The following is a 14,990-nucleotide window of genomic DNA, read 5'->3' on the forward strand; positions in this document are numbered from 1 at the left end:
CGGACCTGCGAGAACACCCCTGCCCGGAGGGGCGCAGAATGGGGAGATGGGGACGACGGGGAAGGACGGGGCCGAGGTGCGCCGCGCCGGCCGGGAGAGCCGGGAAGGCCGGGGCGACCGGGAGTGGGCCCGGCACTGGCAGTACCCCGAGCTGCCCGGACTGGACCTGCTGCGCGCCCACTACGTACGCCACACCTTCCCGCGCCACGCCCACGAGGGCTACGTCATCGCGGCCGTCACCGGCGGCATCGAGGAGATCGGGCTCCCCGGCGGCACCGTACGGGCCGGGCCGGGCACCGTCGTCCTGATCAACCCCGAGGTGGCGCACACCGCGCGCGCAGGAGTGCCCGAGGGCTGGGCGTACGCCACGCTCTACCCCTCCCGCGAGCTGATCACCGAGGTCGCCGCCGAGATCGGCACCCTGCGCGGCACCCCCGGTTTCACCGCCGACATGGTCGCCGACCCGCAGGGCTCCCAGGTGATCACCGAGGTCCACCGGGCCGCCGAGGCCGGGAACGCGCTGGCCGCCGACACGCTGCTGCGCGGCGTGGTGGCGCGGATGCTCAGCCGGCACGCGGGCCCGCTGCCCGCCCGTACGGTACGGCGCGCGGGCGCCGCCGACGCCGAGCGGGCCCGGAGCGTACTGGAGGGCCGGATGGCCGAGCCGCCGTCGCTGGAACAGCTCGCGGCGGAGCTGGGGACGAGCCCCTTCGCCCTGCTGCGGGCCTTCCGGGAGCGGTACGGGATGCCGCCGCACACCTGGCTGACCGACGCCCGGGTCCGGCGGGCCCGGCGGCTGCTCGACGCGGGCACCCCGCCCGCGGAGGCGGCCGTCGCCGTCGGCTTCACCGACCAGCCCCACCTGAACCGGCACTTCACCCGGATCGTGGGCGTGCCGCCGGGCGCGTACCGCATGGAACGGGGACGGGCCGGCGGGACGAGGTCCCGTGACCGTGCCGCGGGCCCGGATGCGGCCGGCCGCGCGTGACGGTGGGCGCGGGAGGGTGACTGCGTGCCGGTGGCGCGGGCCGGGGACTGCGGGACGGTGACTGCGTGCCGGTGCCGCGGGACGGGGAGTGCGGGACGGTGACTGCGTGCCGGTGCCGCGGGACGGTGAGTCCGTGACGGCGAGCGCGGGACGCACGCCGGGCGCACACCGAGCGCACGCCGGGCGCGCGCAAGAACGTACAAGACCCGGCCGCCTCGCCCTGCGTAGTTTCGGGGCGTGGGAGAACATCAGATGGTGATACAGGAGACCCCCGAGGGGGTCGCCGCCGAGCGGCCGCGGGCCGCTGTCGTCCGGGACGCGCTCGGGGTCGGGGTGGCCGTCGGGCTGTCCGGGTTCGCATTCGGGGTGACCGCGGCCGGGGCGGGGATCAGCGTGGCGCAGGCCTGCGTACTGAGCCTGCTCGTCTTCACCGGCGCCTCGCAGTTCGCGCTGGTCGGGGCTCTGGCGGCCGGCGGGAACCCGTTCACGGCCGCCGCCGGGGCCTTCTTCCTCGGGACGCGGAACGCCTTCTACGGGCTGCGGCTGTCGCAGCTGCTCGCCCTGCCGCGCGCCCTGCGGCCCTTCGCCGCGCACTGGGTGATCGACGAGACCACCGCCGTGGCACTGGCGCAGTCCGACCGGAAGTCGGCCCGCCTCGGGTTCGGCGTCACCGGGCTCAGCCTGTACGTGCTGTGGAACCTCACCACCCTGCTGGGCGCGCTCGGCGCCGAGGCCATCGGCGACACCTCCGCGTGGGGGCTGGACGCCGCCGGCCCCGCCGTGTTCCTGGCGCTGCTCGCGCCGATGCTGAAGACCTCCACCGAGCGGGCGGTCGCCGCCCTCGCGCTCGTCCTCGGGCTCGGCTTCCTGCCCGTGCTGCCCGCCGGAGTGCCCGTACTGATCGCCGCGCTGGCCGCGCCGGCCGTGCTGTGGATGAAGGGACGCCGCTCGTGAACGTCTGGATCGCCATCGGGCTCACGGTCGTCGGCTGCTACGCCGTCAAGCTCGCCGGGCTGCTCGTCCCCGCCGGGGCCCTGGAACGGCCGCTGGTGCGCCGCCTCGCCGCCCTGCTGCCGGTCGCACTGCTCGCCGCGCTCACCGCCCAGCAGACCTTCAGCACCGGGCACGCCCTCGTCCTGGACGCCCGCGCCGCCGGGCTCGCGGCCGCCGCGATCGCCCTGCTGCTGCGAGCCCCGTTCCTGCTGGTCGTCGCGGCCGCCGTCGCCGTCACCGCGGGTGTCCGGGCCCTGGGCGGCTAGCCGGGCCGAGCGGGCGGCCGTACGCCCGCAGGGTGAGCAGGGCCTCCAGGGTCGCGATCGGGCGCCGCTCCAGCGCGCTGCCCGGCGCCCAGGCCCGGCGGCGCACCGGCCAGCCGCCGTCCGCCTGCTGCTCGGCGGCCAGGAAGTCCAGCGAGCGGCGCAGCTCCTCGTCGGTGAACCAGCTCCGGGCCAGCGACTCCGGCCGCCGCGCGAAGTCGTGCGGGTACAGCTGCTCGCCCGGCGCGTAGCCGGGGGCCGGCGGGTACGCGTGCCGCCGCCGCGGATCCAGCACCACGAGCCGCTGCTCGCGCACGAGCCGACCCAGCCGGTCCGCGGCCGCCACCGCGCGGGCCCGGTCGGAGGAGCCGTCGAGGAAGGCCACCGCGCTCTGGACCTCGTACGGATGCGAGCGGCGCAGGCCCTCGACCCGGTCCCAGCAGAAGTCCGTGGCCCGGAACAGCCAGGCGTGCCAGATCCGGTTGCGGTGCAGGACGCCCACGACCGGGCCCGTGGCCAGCAGCTCGCCCGGCGGGTCGTCGAAGACCGGGTGGTAGGGCGCCACGGGGTAGCCGCGCGGGGCGGGGAAGACCACCGGAAGCGCCCCGTCCGGGGTGGAGACCCGGGTCAGGTGGCGGCAGAGCCGCTCGATGCGCTGACCGGCGCAGCGGCCCAGGCTGTCCAGGACGCGCAGCGCGTGCGCGGTGTGCAGGGGCTGGCTGAGCGGGCCGCGCAGGTCCGGATCGAGCGCGTGCCCGTAGCCGCCGTCGCCGTTGAGGTAGGAGCAGAGGGCGGTGTCCACCGCATCGGCGTCCCCGCCGAGGAAGTGGAACGCGAACCGCCGCTGCTCCAGCACGCGGGCCGTGAGCCAGATGAACTGCTCGGCGCGGGCCAGCGGGGCCGGGGCCGCCGACGAGGGGGCTTCGTCTCCAGGCATGCGAGAAACCGTAGGGCGCCGTGATGCGGCGAGGGGGGACGAACGGGGCGGGTGCACTCTCCGGAGCTGGATACTGGCCTCATGCGGTTGACGATTTTCTGGGAGCGGATGGCGGAGCACTTCGGTGAGGGCTACGCCGACTCCTTCGCACGCGACCACGTCATGACGGAGCTGGGCGGACGGACCGTCCACCAGGCACTGGACGCGGGCTGGGAGGCCAAGGACGTGTGGCGGGCGGTGTGTTCGGCGATGGACGTGCCGGCCGAGCGGCGCTGAGCTGCGTGCTGAGCCGCGCTGGACGGCGCTGAGCTGGGCCGCTTTTACGGTACGGGCCCCCGGTGGGCCAGACTTGGCCGTGTGGCAGCCACTGATGAGACGAACGACCGGCCCGAAGGACCCCAGGGGGCTGCGGAAGCGACGCCGGCCTGGCCGGCCGACCCGGCCCGCGTCGCAGGCCCACCCGGGGGCGGCAGGCCCGCGGCCGGGGGCGGAGCGGAGGCGCGGATGCCGCGATGGCTGCCGCGCGCCGTGGTGCTCGTACTGGCCCTGGTCGCCTGTTTCCAGCTCGGCAGCTGGGCCTTCCACCAGTTGATCGGGCTGCTGATCAACATCCTGATCGCGTTCTTCCTCGCCCTCGCGATCGAGCCGGCGGTGTCCCGGATGGCGGCCCGCGGAATGCGCCGCGGGCTCGCCACCTTCCTGGTGTTCCTCGGGGTGTTCGCCGCGGGCGCCGGCTTCCTCACACTGCTCGGCTCGATGCTCGCCGGGCAGATCATCGAGATGGTGGAAGGCTTCCCGCGCTACTTCGACTCGGTGATCGACTCGATCAACCGCACCTTCCACACCGACCTGTCCCGGCTGGAGATCCAGGACAGCCTGCTGCGCTCCGACTGGCTGCGCAAGTACGTGCAGAACAGCGCGACCGGCGTGCTCGACGTGTCCACCACCGTGCTCGGCGGACTCTTCAAGCTGCTGACGATCGGGCTGTTCTCCTTCTACTTCGCCGCCGACGGGCCGCGGCTGCGGCGCGCGCTGTGCTCCGTACTGCCGCCCGCGAAGCAGTCCGAGGTGCTGCGCGCCTGGGAGATCGCCGTCACCAAGACCGGCGGCTACCTCTACTCGCGCGGCCTGATGGCGCTCATCTCCGGCGTCGCGCACTACATCGTGCTGGTGATCCTCGGAGTGCCGTACGCGCCCGCGCTCGCCGTGTGGGTGGGCCTGGTCTCCCAGTTCATCCCCACCATCGGCACCTATCTCGCGGGCGCGCTGCCGATGCTGATCGCCTTCACCGTCAACCCCTGGTACGCGCTGTACGTCCTCGGCTTCGTGGTGATCTACCAGCAGTTCGAGAACTACGTCCTCCAGCCGAAGCTGACCTCGAAGACGGTGGACATCCACCCCGCGGTGGCCTTCGGCTCGGTGATCGCGGGCACGGCCCTGCTGGGCGCGGTCGGGGCGCTCGTCGCGATCCCGGCCGTCGCCACGCTGCAGGCGTTCCTCGGTGCGTACGTGAAGCGGTACGAGCTGACGCGGGACGCGGAGTCGTCTACTTCCCGTCCGCGCCGCCGAGTACGACTGCCAAGGTTTCGCTGACGGTCGTCTCGACGGCCTCCTTCACCACGCCGAGGCCGCTGAGCACGCCCTCGCCGTTCTCCTGCTCCAGGAGCGCGAGCAGGATGTGCTCGGTGCCGACGAAGTCGTGGCCCAGGCGCAGCGCCTCGCGGAAGGTGAGCTCCAGGGCCTTCTTGGCGGACGCGTCGAAGGGGATCAGGTCGGGTACCTCCGCCTGGGCCGGGGACAGGACGGCGGCCGCGGCGGCGCGTACGTCGTCCGCCTCGACCCCCTGGGCGCGCAGGGCGAGGCCCGCGAGGCCCTCGGGCTCGGCCAGCAGGCCCAGGACCAGGTGCTCGGTGCGGATCTCGGTGCCGCCGGCGGCGCGGGCCTCGTTCTGCGCGGCCATGACGACGTTGCGGGCACGGGGAGTGAACCGGCCGAAGCCCTGGTTGGGGTCGAGGCCGGGGTCTCCCTCCTTGTCCGCCTTGGGGACGAAGCGCTTCTGGGCGGCCTGGCGGGTGACGCCCATGCTCCGGCCGATGTCGGTCCAGGAGGCGCCGGAGCGGCGGGCCTGGTCGACGAAGTGGCCGATGAGGTGGTCCGCCACGTCGCCGAGGTGCTCGGCGGCGACGACGGCGTCGCTGAGCTGCTCCAGGGTGTCGGTGTGGACCTGCTTGATGGCCTCGATGAGGTCGTCGAGGCGTACCGGATTCGTCATGCGAACGGGTTCCACGGAGGGATTCGTCATGAGTGCAACCGTAGGTTGACAGCCCAGGGGTGTCAACCTCTGGTTGTCAGTTCGACCCGCGGTCCTGCGGCCTTGCGGGGCGGCTCCGGGGGTCCCGCGTGGCGAGCTTGACAGGGAAATCGAACATCCATTCTGATGAGTTATCCACAGCCGAACCGGTCGTGGAGGCGCATTGTCAGTGGCAGGCACTAGCGTCAATGGCGTGAAGCGATCGACTCAAGCAAACCGGGTGGAACCCATGGCAGGCACCGACCGCGAGAAGGCTCTCGACGCCGCGCTCGCACAGATTGAACGGCAATTCGGCAAGGGTGCGGTCATGCGCCTCGGCGACAAGCCGAACGACCCCATCGAGGTCATCCCCACCGGGTCGACCGCGCTGGACATCGCCCTCGGCGTGGGCGGGCTGCCCCGCGGCCGCGTGATCGAGGTGTACGGGCCGGAGTCCTCCGGTAAGACGACCCTGACCCTGCACGCCGTGGCCAACGCGCAGAAGGCCGGCGGCACCGTCGCCTTCGTGGACGCCGAGCACGCGCTCGACCCCGAGTACGCGAAGGCCCTCGGTGTCGACACCGACAACCTCATCCTGTCGCAGCCGGACACCGGCGAGCAGGCGCTGGAGATCGTGGACATGCTTGTCCGCTCCGGTGCCCTCGACCTGATCGTCATCGACTCCGTGGCGGCCCTCGTGCCGCGCGCCGAGATCGAGGGCGAGATGGGCGACTCGCACGTGGGCCTCCAGGCCCGCCTGATGAGCCAGGCGCTCCGGAAGATCACCGGTGCGCTCAACCAGTCCAAGACCACCGCGATCTTCATCAACCAGCTCCGCGAGAAGATCGGTGTGATGTTCGGCTCGCCGGAGACCACCACCGGTGGCCGCGCGCTGAAGTTCTACGCCTCTGTACGTCTCGACATCCGCCGCATCGAGACCCTCAAGGACGGCACGGACGCGGTCGGCAACCGCACCCGCGTCAAGGTCGTCAAGAACAAGGTCGCGCCGCCGTTCAAGCAGGCCGAGTTCGACATCCTCTACGGCCACGGCATCAGCCGCGAGGGCGGCCTGATCGACATGGGTGTGGAGCACGGCTTCGTGCGCAAGGCCGGCGCCTGGTACACGTACGAGGGCGACCAGCTCGGCCAGGGCAAGGAGAACGCGCGGAAGTTCCTCTGCGACAACCCCGCCCTCTCCGACGAGATCGAGCGGAAGATCAAGGAGAAGCTGGGCGTGGGGGTCCGCAAGGACGCCGAGACGGCCACCGCCGAGGCCGGTGCCGCAGCGGCCGACGGCACGGCCGCCGCCGTGCCCGCCCCGGCGACGAAGGCCAAGACGACGGCCAAGGCCGCCGTCGCCAAGAGCTGACCCGTGCGGGAGCAGGAAGGGGGCGGCGAGAGCCGGGGCGGCCGTGAAAGCCGCCAGGAACTGCCGCCCCAGAGCCCCGAGGAGCAGGCACGGGCGATCTGCCTGCGCCTGCTCACCGGGAGCCCGCGCACCCGGCGCCAGCTCGCGGACGCCCTGCACAAGCGGGGCATCCCCGAGGAGGTGTCGCAGCAGGTCCTCTCCCGGTACGAGGAGGTGGGCCTGATCGACGACGCCGCCTTCGCCGGAGCCTGGGTCGAGTCCCGGCACCGCGGCCGGGGTCTGGCCCGCCGGGCGCTCGCGCAGGAGCTCCGGACCAAGGGGGTGCACGCCACCCTCGTGGAGGAGGCGCTGGGTCAGCTCGACTCCGAGCAGGAGGAGCAGACCGCCCGGGAGCTCGTGGAGCGCAAGCTCCGCTCCACCCGCGGCCTGGAGCGCGACAAGCGGATCAGGCGCCTCGCCGGGATGCTCGCCCGCAAGGGTTACCCGGAGGGCATGGCCCTGCGGGTGGTCCGCCGCGCGCTGGAGTCGGAGGGCGAGGACACCGACGAACTCGGGTACCCGGGGGAGTGAGCCGGTGGCCCCGAGTGGGGGCAGCCCCCGGGTGCAGACGCCGGGGTACGCCAGAGCAGGCTCGACCGAGGGGGTGGGCTGGATGATCCGTGCGTACAAGTTCCTCATGCGGCCCACCGTGGGCCAGGCGATCGCGCTCGGCGAGATGCTGCGGGATCACTGCTCGCTCTACAATGGGGCGTTGCAGGAACGCCGCGACGCCTACCGGCACAGCTCGAAGACGAGCGTCAAGTACGGGATGCAGTCCGGGCAGCTCAAGGAGATCCGGGCGTTCGACCCGGAGCGTCAGGGCCGCTGGTCGTTCTCCTCGCAGCAGGCGACGTTGCGCCGGCTCGACAAGGCGTTCTCCGCGTTCTTCCGCCGGGTCAAGGCCGGGGACACCCCCGGCTACCCGCGCTTTCGGGGTGTGAACTGGTTCGACACGGTGGAGTTCCCGAAGGACGGGGACGGCTGCCGGTGGAACTCGACTCCGCACGATCCGGTCACCCGCGTCCGCTTCCAGGGCGTCGGGCACGTGAAGGTCAATCAGCACCGCGTTGTGGTCGGCAAGGTCAAGACCGTCTCGGTCAAGCGTGAGGGCCGTAAGTGGTTCGTCGTGCTGACCGCAGAGCAGGCACCGCCCGAGCCGCTGCCCGCCACCGGCAGTGTCGTCGGCGTCGACATGGGCATAGCGAACTTCCTCGCCGACTCGAACGGCGGCTTCGTCCCCAACCCGCGCCACGGACGCGCCGCTGCCGCGAAACTCGAAGCCGCGCAACAGGCCCTGTCCCGGTTCCCGCGTCGCAAGGCCAAGGATCGCACCGCCAACCATCAGCGCGCCGTGGAGAAGGTCGCGGGGCTGCACGGCAAGGTCCGTCGCCAGCGGCTCGATCACGCGCACAAGACCGCCCTCGGTCTGGTCCGTGAGCACGAGTTCATCGCGCACGAGGACCTCAAGATCCGCAACATGAGCAAGGCCCCCGCGCCGAAGCCCGACCCCGACAAGCCGGGCGGCTTCCTGCCCAACGGGGCCGCTGCCAAGGCCGGGCTCAACCGCAGTATTGCCGATGCTGGATGGGGGGTGTTCCTGACGATCCTGCACGCCAAGGCTGAGAGCGCCGGACGGGAAGTGATCGCCGTGGACCCCCGCAACACCTCCCGCGAGTGCCCCGAATGCGGGCACACCGCCAAGCAAAACCGGACCACACAGGACAAGTTCCACTGCGTCGCCTGCGGCCACACCGCGCACGCCGACACAGTCGGAGCTGTCAACGTTCTACGGGCCGGGCTGGTCCGCCGCGATGCCAACCCGGCATAGCGAGAAGCCCCCTCGTTTACGAGGGGGAGGAGTCACGTGGACCCTCCGCCACAGGCGCAGGCGTACGTTGTTGCCGCATGCCCGCGAGCGAACCACGACTCCGCAGAGAGGGTCAATCGATCACGTGGTCGGTGTCGGTGAGCTGGTCGGTGTCGTGGTCGGTGCCGGCAACCGGGACGCGGGCGCGCCCGCCCGGACCGTGTCCGCCGCCTCGTATAGCTCCGCCGGGCGGACCCCCGCGAAGGTCGCGGCCAGGTGCCCGTCCGGCCGGACCAGGAGCACGGTGTGCGCCGGGGCCCCCGGGTAGCCGTCCGCGACCAGCAGATCGGTGCGGACCGGCAGGGCGCTCACCGCCGCCGCGAGGCGGGGCATCAGGCCGGCGCCGAGCCAGTGGCGCCGGTCCCAGACTCCGGTGCCCGGCGCGACCAGGACCACCAGCAGCCGGCCCTGCCCCAGCAGGTCGCGCAGCGGCACCGTCGAGCCGTCGGGCGCGGTCACCGGTACGTTCGCCACCGGACCGCCCGGTTCCGTGGCCGTCGGGACCTCGCGTACGGCCACGGGCGGGGCGTACCTCGGCTCCGCGCCCAGCGGCCCCCGCCCCAGGTGCCCGTCCGTCAGGAGGGTCTCCCCCGTACGGGCGGCGCCCGGCAGGTAGGTGCGCAGGCCGCCCCCGCCGCGCAGCACCGGCACCGCCTGGTCGGCCGCGCGCAGCCGGGAGGCGGCCGCCGTGCGCCGCTCGCCCTCGTAGCTGTCGAGCAGCTCCTCGGAGGCCCCCTGGTGCCAGGCCACCGCGAGCTTCCACGCCAGGTTCTCGGCGTCCCGGAGCCCCTCCTCGACCCCCTGCGTGCCGAGGGCCCCCAGCAGGTGCGCGGCGTCGCCGGCGAGGAAGGCGCGGCCGTCGCGCCAGCGCCGGGCCAGCCGGTGGTGCAGGGTGTACACCCCGGTGTCGATGAGGTCGTACGGGGGAGTCGTGCCCCCGCACCACTCCCCGAGGGTGTCCCGGATGAGGGTCACGAGCATGTCGGGGGTGACGAGGTCCCCGCGCGCCGGGAGCAGCCAGTCCAGCCGCCACACCCCGTCGGGCAGCGGCCGGGAGGTGACCTCCTGCGGCGGGCTGCGGTGCAGCAGGGCCTCGCCGGGCCAGGGCAGTTCGGTGCGCAGCGCGGCCACGGCGTGCCGTTCCACGGCGGTGCGACCGGGGAAGCGGATGCCGAGGAGCTTGCGCACGGTGGAGCGGGCGCCGTCGCAGCCGACCAGGTAACTCCCGCGCCACCACGTGGTCTCGGTGCCCCGGGTGTGCGCGGTGACCCCGTGGCCGTCCTGTTCGAGCGAGTCCATTCTGCTGTCGGTGACCAGCTGGACGAGGGGGTGCGCGGTGGCGGCCTCGCGCAGCCCGCGCGTCAGGGCGTGCTGCGGCAGGTGCAGCGGGGCCGGGTGGTCCTCGAAGGTGATCCGCTGGGCGGGCCGGCCGCGCCGCATGGTCCGCCAGGCGGCGAAGTACGTGCCCTCGTCGCGCAGGGTCGCGCAGCCCAGCCGGTGCGCCATGGCCGCCGTGTCGGCGTGCAGGACGACGGTCCGGGCAGGCCGGGGCTCCTCCTTGCCGGGCCCCTCGTCGAGCACGACGCAGGGCACGCCCGACCCGGCCAGGGCCAGGGACAGCGACAGTCCGACGGGCCCCGCGCCGACGACGATCACCGGGTCCATGATGTGGCTCCCGGTGTCCGGTATGTGATCACAGAACGTATGCAACCCACTGGAGGTGCCTGCGTCAAGTGACACCAGTCGGCGAGGTGGTACGAGGGTGCTACTTCCATCGGAATGCGGAAGACCGCTTCGCATGCGACCTATAGGCAGTCCACAGGTCTCTTGCGGAAGAAACTTCAGGCCATTCCGCGGCCGGAATTATCTCTTTCGAATTCCGGCCATTGTGTGGCTGAAATTCCTGCACTCGAAATTCGGCCAGCATGAGCTGGAATTGACTCTTTCAGTCACTCTGAAGGCAGGACAGGGGTCGCTTTGCCCCTTTGATTGCCCGCTGCGGTGTGCGATGCTCAAGTAATCCTCAGAAGACAGTTATCCCGCTTGCCCGACCCTGCTGATCGTGGAATTGTCATGAACGCACAGGGGGCAGAAACGGCCTCTGGGCAAGGGACGTGAGGCCTTGAGGGTTATGTCATTGCCATGCCGACCTCGACCTCTTACCACCGAGGGAGAAGGTGAAGAAATTTGCTGAAGAGTACTCGTACTCGCCGGACCGTCACCGCCCCGACAATCGGGCTGCTGTTGACCGGTCTCTTCTCGTACGGCGCCGGAGCGACTGCATCAGCCTCCGAAGTCGGCGCCTTAGCGCGGCCCACCGGTTGCCACTATGAGGTGCCTGGAAATTACGGGTCGGTGGCTTGGTGCGACCACGACAACGGCGGCTCCTACCGAGCCATCGCCGTATGCAGGGATCCAGAAAGTGGGCAGGTGCAGCACTTCTATGGGGGGTGGCTGCAGGTCGGATGGTCCAGCGCGTACTGTAACGGAACCTACCGAGCCATCTCCGCGGGTATCGAGACGTCCGTAAGCGACCACAGTTAAGAACAATCGGCTCGATCAAGGGAGAATTAGCGGTAGTGAAGAAGCTATATGCGGCGCTGTTTGCTGCCACGGTCACGGCAGTTTTCGGACTCCAAGGCACGGCCATTGCGGCCCCCGCCGGCTGGCCAGACGGGTGCTCCTACCGTCAAGGTCCGCCGGAGAGTAACGCCTGGCAGGCTGAATGCGATAATCCCAATGGTGGTCGATATAAGGCGACCGCCATTTGCTACCCCTACGATGGCGGCTCTCCGATCTATCACGAGCCAGCGGCCTGGACGACTGGTCGGGGGCCGTCCTATGCCTTCTGTCCGCCGAACACTGTTGTCAAGTCTGGCGGCATCGTCACAAGATCCTACTAGCAAGTCGAGTCGCTCGGCAGAACTTGCGGGCCGAGTCGGCGAAATGCGGCGTCCCATCGATTATTCGATGGGACGCCGCATCGATGGTGCCTCGCTGAGTCCCAGCGTCCACGAAGGTGACTGGCCGCCCAGTCTTTTCCCTGACTGGGATTTCGTAATTCGGCAGACACTTGTGTTGTGTTGGTCAGCTGTGGTGATTCGTGCTCTGCTGGGAGTTGGTGGCCGAAGTTGGAGTGAAGTCGGCGGGTGTTGCACCAGCCAGTGCCAGTGCGTCCGACGGAGAGTCGGACGTTGTGGTGTTGTTCAGGCAGGCGGGGGTGTGACGGATGTCTGGCTGCCGCGGTCGGAAGAAGACGGCCGGGCTTTCCGCTGCGATGCTCCACCTCGGTGAACGGGTGAACTGTTCATCGGATCCCTCTCGCGAAGAGAGACATGGCCAATTTGAGGAACTCGATGTACTCCCCCAGAAGGGTTCTACCACCGACTCGGGTGCTGACTGGTCCCCTCGCAGGCACATTGCGCCCTCGGTCTTGGAATTTGGTGTGAACTCCCGCCTGTGCAGGGACTTCGGCAAGTTCCACATCGCGGACATCCCTCCCGGGGCACGACCTCGGATCTTCTGATGTACCCCAAAGCGAAGCAGCCCTATTGGGTCAAGCGATGCCGGTATAGACAACGCAGTGTGGTGCGGCGGATGAGATCCGCCGCACCACACCTGTCACGCCAGTGTACTGACCGGGTGTCAGGGAGCCTTGCCCACGCCGGCCGCGCCGCCCGCGTCGACCTCGGCCACGTCGCCCTCAACCACGGCGCCGGTGCCCTTCTTCGACTGCCGCAGGCGCTTCTCCAGCCAGGAGGCCAGAGTGGTCAGGGCAAAATTCACCGCGACATACAGCAGGGCGATCACGACCATGGTCGCGATGGTGTTGCTGTAGTTGGCGGAGATCTGCCGGTTCATCGACATCAGGTCGGCGAAGCCGAGGACAGCGCCGCCGAGCGCCGTGTCCTTGAGGATCACCACGAGCTGGCTGACCAGTGCGGGCAGCATCGCTGTGACGGCCTGGGGGACCAGGACGTACGTCATGATCTGGCCCTTGCGCATACCGATCGCCTGGGCTGCGTCGGTCTGGCCGCGGGGTAGCGACAGGATGCCGGCCCGGACGATCTCGGCGATGACCGAGGCGTTGTACAGGACAAGACCGGTGACCACTGCGTAGAGCGGCCGCAGATCGGAGCTGACCGTTCCGAGCATGACGTACAGCGCGGAGCTGAAGATCATCAGAATCAGGACGGGGATGGCGCGGAAGAACTCCACGATCGCGCCGACCGGGACACGTACCCACGCGTGGTCGGAGAGCCGGGCGATGCCGAGGAGTGCGCCGAGCGGCAGTGCGATCACCATGGCGATCACGCCGGCCTTGAGGGTCTCACCGAGGCCGGGCAGCAGGAACGTCGTCCAGATCTGGCTGTCCGTGACGAACGGGGACCACTTGTCGGCCGCGAGCTGGTTCTTATCGGCCATGCGGTCCAGGATCCACCACAGGGCCAGCGCGACGAGTACCGCGAAGACGCCGGTGTAGATCCAGTTGCGGAGCTTGGCCTTGGGGCCGGGGGGGTCGTAGAGAACGGAGCTCATCGCTTCACCGCCACTCGCTTGGCCACCCAGCCCAGCAGCAGGCCGGTGGGCAGGGTCAGCAGGACGAAGCCGAGAGCGAAGACCGCGAACACCGTGAAGAGCGCCTGCGCCTCGTTCTCGAGCATTTCCTTCATCAGCAGGGCCGCTTCGGCCACGCCGATGGTCGCCGCCACCGTGGTGTTCTTGGTGAGAGCGATCAGTACGTTGGTGAGCGGTGCGATGACCGCCCGGAACGCCTGGGGGAGCACGATCTGGGTGAGTACCTGGAAGAAGCTCAGCCCCAGCGCGCGGGCGGCCTCGGCCTGTCCCACAGGCACGGTGTTGATGCCCGAGCGCAACGCCTCACACACGAACGTGCCGGTGTAGGCGATCAGGCCCAGGATCGCGAGGCGGAAGCCGATCTCCTTGGAGGTCCCGCCGCTGAGCGTGATGCCCAACGTCTGGTCCAGGCCCAGCGAGCAGCCGAGGACCAGCAGGGTCAGCGGCGTATTACGCACGGTGTTGACGTACGCCGTGCCGAAGTTCCGCATCAGTGGGACCGGACTGACCCGCATCCCGGCCAGCATCAGGCCCCAGATCAGGGAGCCTGCCGCCGAGTAGAGGGTGAGCTGAACCGTCACCCAGAAGGCTCCGAGCACGTCGTACTGCCCGGAAGTAAGAAAGTCGAACACGTTGCCCTGCGCTCTCCCCAGGATGGCCGGTGAGGTGCATCGCCGCCCGTGACAGACGGGTGGCGACGCACCTCACCGGTGAATCAGCTGCCTTCGGTGATCTGCGGGGCCGGCTCGGCCTTGTAGCCGGCGGGGCCGAGGTTCGCATCAACCGCCTTCTGCCAGGAGCCGTCCTCGACCATCTTCTTGAGGGCGGCGTTGACCTTGGTCTGGAGGTCCTTGTCGCCCTTCTTCAGACCGACGCCGTAGGGCTCGTCGCTCAGCTTCAGGCCGGCCAGCTTGAACTTGCCTTTGTTCTTCTCCTGCGCGGCGTAGCCGGCCAGAATCGAGCCGTCCGTGGTCAGCGCGTCCACGGCCTTGTTCTCCAGGCCGGTCAGGCACTCGGAGTAGCCCGGGTACTCGCGCAGGTCGGCGTCGGGGGCCAGCTTGGTCTTGACGTTCTGCGCCGAGGTGGATCCGGCGACCGAGCACAGCTTCTTCTTGTTCAGGTCCTCGGCCTTGGTGATCGAGTCGTCGTCGGCGCGGACCAGCAGGTCCTGGTGAGCCAGGAAGTACGGGCCGGCGAAGTCGACCCTCGCCTTGCGCTTGTCGTTGATCGTGTACGTCGCGACGACCAGCTTGACGTCGCCGTTGGCGATCAGGTTCTCGCGCTCGGCGCTGACGGCCTGCTTGAACTCGATTTGGCCGGGCTCGTATCCCAGCTGCTTGGCCACGTAGGTGGCGACATCGACGTCGAAGCCCGTGTACTTGCCGTCCGGGGTCTTCAGGCCCAGACCCGGCTGGTCGAACTTGATGCCGATGACGATCTTGTCTTTCTTGGCCCCACCCGACGCACCTGCGTCGCTGGCGGAGTCCTTGTCGCTGCTGCCGCAGGCGGTGGCGGTCAGGGCGAGAGCGACGGCGACGGCCGCGGCCGCAGCGGCCTTGGAGATCTTCATGGTGAACTTCCCTCGGATGAGACGTTGTTGAACGACGGGCGATGCGTACGGGCGCATGCGCGGGGCCGGCAGCATCCGGTCCGGCAGTGGTCCGCC

At 70.2% G+C, this 14,990-nt stretch carries 14 protein-coding genes; 8 read left to right on the forward strand and 6 right to left on the reverse strand.

Annotation, left to right across the window (positions count from 1 at the left end; genetic code table 11):
- Positions 1-46 precede the first annotated feature (46 nt).
- The 3 genes from J7E94_RS24625 (at position 47) to J7E94_RS24635 (ending at position 2,247) form a co-directional block, all read left to right on the forward strand.
- Positions 47-988 carry an AraC family transcriptional regulator gene (locus J7E94_RS24625; protein WP_215018973.1) on the forward strand — a complete coding sequence of 314 codons (942 nt, stop codon included), beginning with the start codon at positions 47-49 and terminating at the stop codon, positions 986-988.
- Positions 989-1,240: 252 nt separating this feature from the next.
- Positions 1,241-1,942: an AzlC family ABC transporter permease gene (locus J7E94_RS24630; RefSeq protein WP_215018974.1), complete on the forward strand. Its 702-nt coding sequence runs from the start codon at positions 1,241-1,243 to the stop codon at positions 1,940-1,942.
- Positions 1,939-2,247 carry an AzlD domain-containing protein gene (locus J7E94_RS24635; RefSeq protein ID WP_215018975.1) on the forward strand — a complete coding sequence of 103 codons (309 nt, stop codon included), beginning with the start codon at positions 1,939-1,941 and terminating at the stop codon, positions 2,245-2,247. The genes J7E94_RS24630 and J7E94_RS24635 overlap by 4 nt, the downstream gene beginning before the upstream one ends.
- On the opposite strand, the gene J7E94_RS24640 is transcribed toward J7E94_RS24635, so the two are convergent.
- On the reverse strand, positions 2,216-3,181 hold the full coding sequence (locus J7E94_RS24640) for a hypothetical protein (protein WP_215018976.1): 966 nt from the start codon (positions 3,179-3,181) through the stop codon (positions 2,216-2,218). The two genes, J7E94_RS24635 and J7E94_RS24640, sit on opposite strands and share 32 nt — an antisense overlap.
- Before the next feature lie 81 nt (positions 3,182-3,262).
- Between J7E94_RS24640 and J7E94_RS24645 the strand changes: the two genes are divergently transcribed.
- Entirely contained in the window at positions 3,263-3,457 is a 195-nt protein-coding gene (locus J7E94_RS24645; protein WP_215018977.1) for a DUF3046 domain-containing protein, read from the forward strand.
- Positions 3,458-3,685: 228 nt separating this feature from the next.
- On the forward strand, positions 3,686-4,774 hold the full coding sequence (locus J7E94_RS24650) for an AI-2E family transporter (RefSeq protein ID WP_285440822.1): 1,089 nt from the start codon (positions 3,686-3,688) through the stop codon (positions 4,772-4,774).
- Here J7E94_RS24650 and J7E94_RS24655 read toward each other — a convergent pair.
- Positions 4,728-5,483, reverse strand: a complete 756-nt coding sequence (locus J7E94_RS24655) for a Clp protease N-terminal domain-containing protein (RefSeq protein ID WP_215018978.1) — start codon at positions 5,481-5,483, stop codon at positions 4,728-4,730. The two genes, J7E94_RS24650 and J7E94_RS24655, sit on opposite strands and share 47 nt — an antisense overlap.
- 238 nt (positions 5,484-5,721) lie before the next feature.
- Between J7E94_RS24655 and recA the strand changes: the two genes are divergently transcribed.
- From recA to J7E94_RS24670, 3 genes are all read left to right on the forward strand, one after another.
- Positions 5,722-6,840 (forward strand): recombinase RecA, encoded by a 1,119-nt coding sequence (gene recA, locus J7E94_RS24660; protein WP_215018979.1) that lies wholly within the window; start codon positions 5,722-5,724, stop codon positions 6,838-6,840.
- Positions 6,841-6,843: 3 nt separating this feature from the next.
- Complete coding sequence (recX, locus tag J7E94_RS24665) at positions 6,844-7,410, forward strand: recombination regulator RecX (protein WP_215018980.1); 567 nt, start codon at positions 6,844-6,846, stop codon at positions 7,408-7,410.
- A gap of 82 nt (positions 7,411-7,492) precedes the next feature.
- Complete coding sequence (locus J7E94_RS24670; RefSeq protein ID WP_215018981.1) at positions 7,493-8,707, forward strand: RNA-guided endonuclease TnpB family protein; 1,215 nt, start codon at positions 7,493-7,495, stop codon at positions 8,705-8,707.
- Between the two features lie 120 nt (positions 8,708-8,827).
- Here the strand turns inward: J7E94_RS24670 and J7E94_RS24675 are convergent, their stop codons facing one another.
- The 4 genes from J7E94_RS24675 to J7E94_RS24690 form a co-directional block, all read right to left on the reverse strand.
- A complete protein-coding gene (locus J7E94_RS24675; protein WP_215018982.1) occupies positions 8,828-10,411 on the reverse strand; it encodes an FAD-dependent monooxygenase in 1,584 nt (527 codons plus the stop codon).
- A 1,980-nt stretch (positions 10,412-12,391) separates the two neighbouring features.
- The gene (locus J7E94_RS24680; protein ID WP_215018983.1) at positions 12,392-13,285 is read right to left on the reverse strand and encodes an amino acid ABC transporter permease; all 894 of its coding nucleotides are present in this window, start codon (positions 13,283-13,285) and stop codon (positions 12,392-12,394) included.
- Positions 13,282-13,956 carry an amino acid ABC transporter permease gene (locus tag J7E94_RS24685; protein ID WP_215018984.1) on the reverse strand — a complete coding sequence of 225 codons (675 nt, stop codon included), beginning with the start codon at positions 13,954-13,956 and terminating at the stop codon, positions 13,282-13,284. Before J7E94_RS24685 ends, J7E94_RS24680 begins: the two co-directional genes overlap by 4 nt.
- An 83-nt stretch (positions 13,957-14,039) precedes the next feature.
- Entirely contained in the window at positions 14,040-14,894 is an 855-nt protein-coding gene (locus tag J7E94_RS24690) for a glutamate ABC transporter substrate-binding protein (protein WP_215018985.1), read from the reverse strand.
- Positions 14,895-14,990 lie beyond the last annotated feature (96 nt).

It is taken from the genome of Streptomyces sp. ISL-94, from assembly GCF_018614075.1.
GTDB lineage: Bacteria > Actinomycetota > Actinomycetes > Streptomycetales > Streptomycetaceae > Streptomyces.

Bases quoted from the DNA above. Each gene is read 5' to 3' on its own strand.
- J7E94_RS24680 (WP_215018983.1), bottom strand. From the start codon at position 13,285: ATGAGCTCCGTTCTCTACGACCCCCCCGGCCCCAAGGCCAAGCTCCGC.
- J7E94_RS24670 (WP_215018981.1), top strand. From the start codon at position 7,493: ATGATCCGTGCGTACAAGTTCCTCATGCGGCCCACCGTGGGCCAGGCG.
- J7E94_RS24625 (WP_215018973.1), top strand. From the start codon at position 47: ATGGGGACGACGGGGAAGGACGGGGCCGAGGTGCGCCGCGCCGGCCGG.
- J7E94_RS24630 (WP_215018974.1), top strand. From the start codon at position 1,241: ATGGTGATACAGGAGACCCCCGAGGGGGTCGCCGCCGAGCGGCCGCGG.
- J7E94_RS24650 (WP_285440822.1), top strand. From the start codon at position 3,686: ATGCCGCGATGGCTGCCGCGCGCCGTGGTGCTCGTACTGGCCCTGGTC.
- J7E94_RS24690 (WP_215018985.1), bottom strand. From the start codon at position 14,894: ATGAAGATCTCCAAGGCCGCTGCGGCCGCGGCCGTCGCCGTCGCTCTC.
- recA (WP_215018979.1), top strand. From the start codon at position 5,722: ATGGCAGGCACCGACCGCGAGAAGGCTCTCGACGCCGCGCTCGCACAG.
- J7E94_RS24675 (WP_215018982.1), bottom strand. From the start codon at position 10,411: ATGGACCCGGTGATCGTCGTCGGCGCGGGGCCCGTCGGACTGTCGCTG.
- J7E94_RS24640 (WP_215018976.1), bottom strand. From the start codon at position 3,181: ATGCCTGGAGACGAAGCCCCCTCGTCGGCGGCCCCGGCCCCGCTGGCC.
- J7E94_RS24655 (WP_215018978.1), bottom strand. From the start codon at position 5,483: ATGACGAATCCCTCCGTGGAACCCGTTCGCATGACGAATCCGGTACGC.
- J7E94_RS24645 (WP_215018977.1), top strand. From the start codon at position 3,263: ATGCGGTTGACGATTTTCTGGGAGCGGATGGCGGAGCACTTCGGTGAG.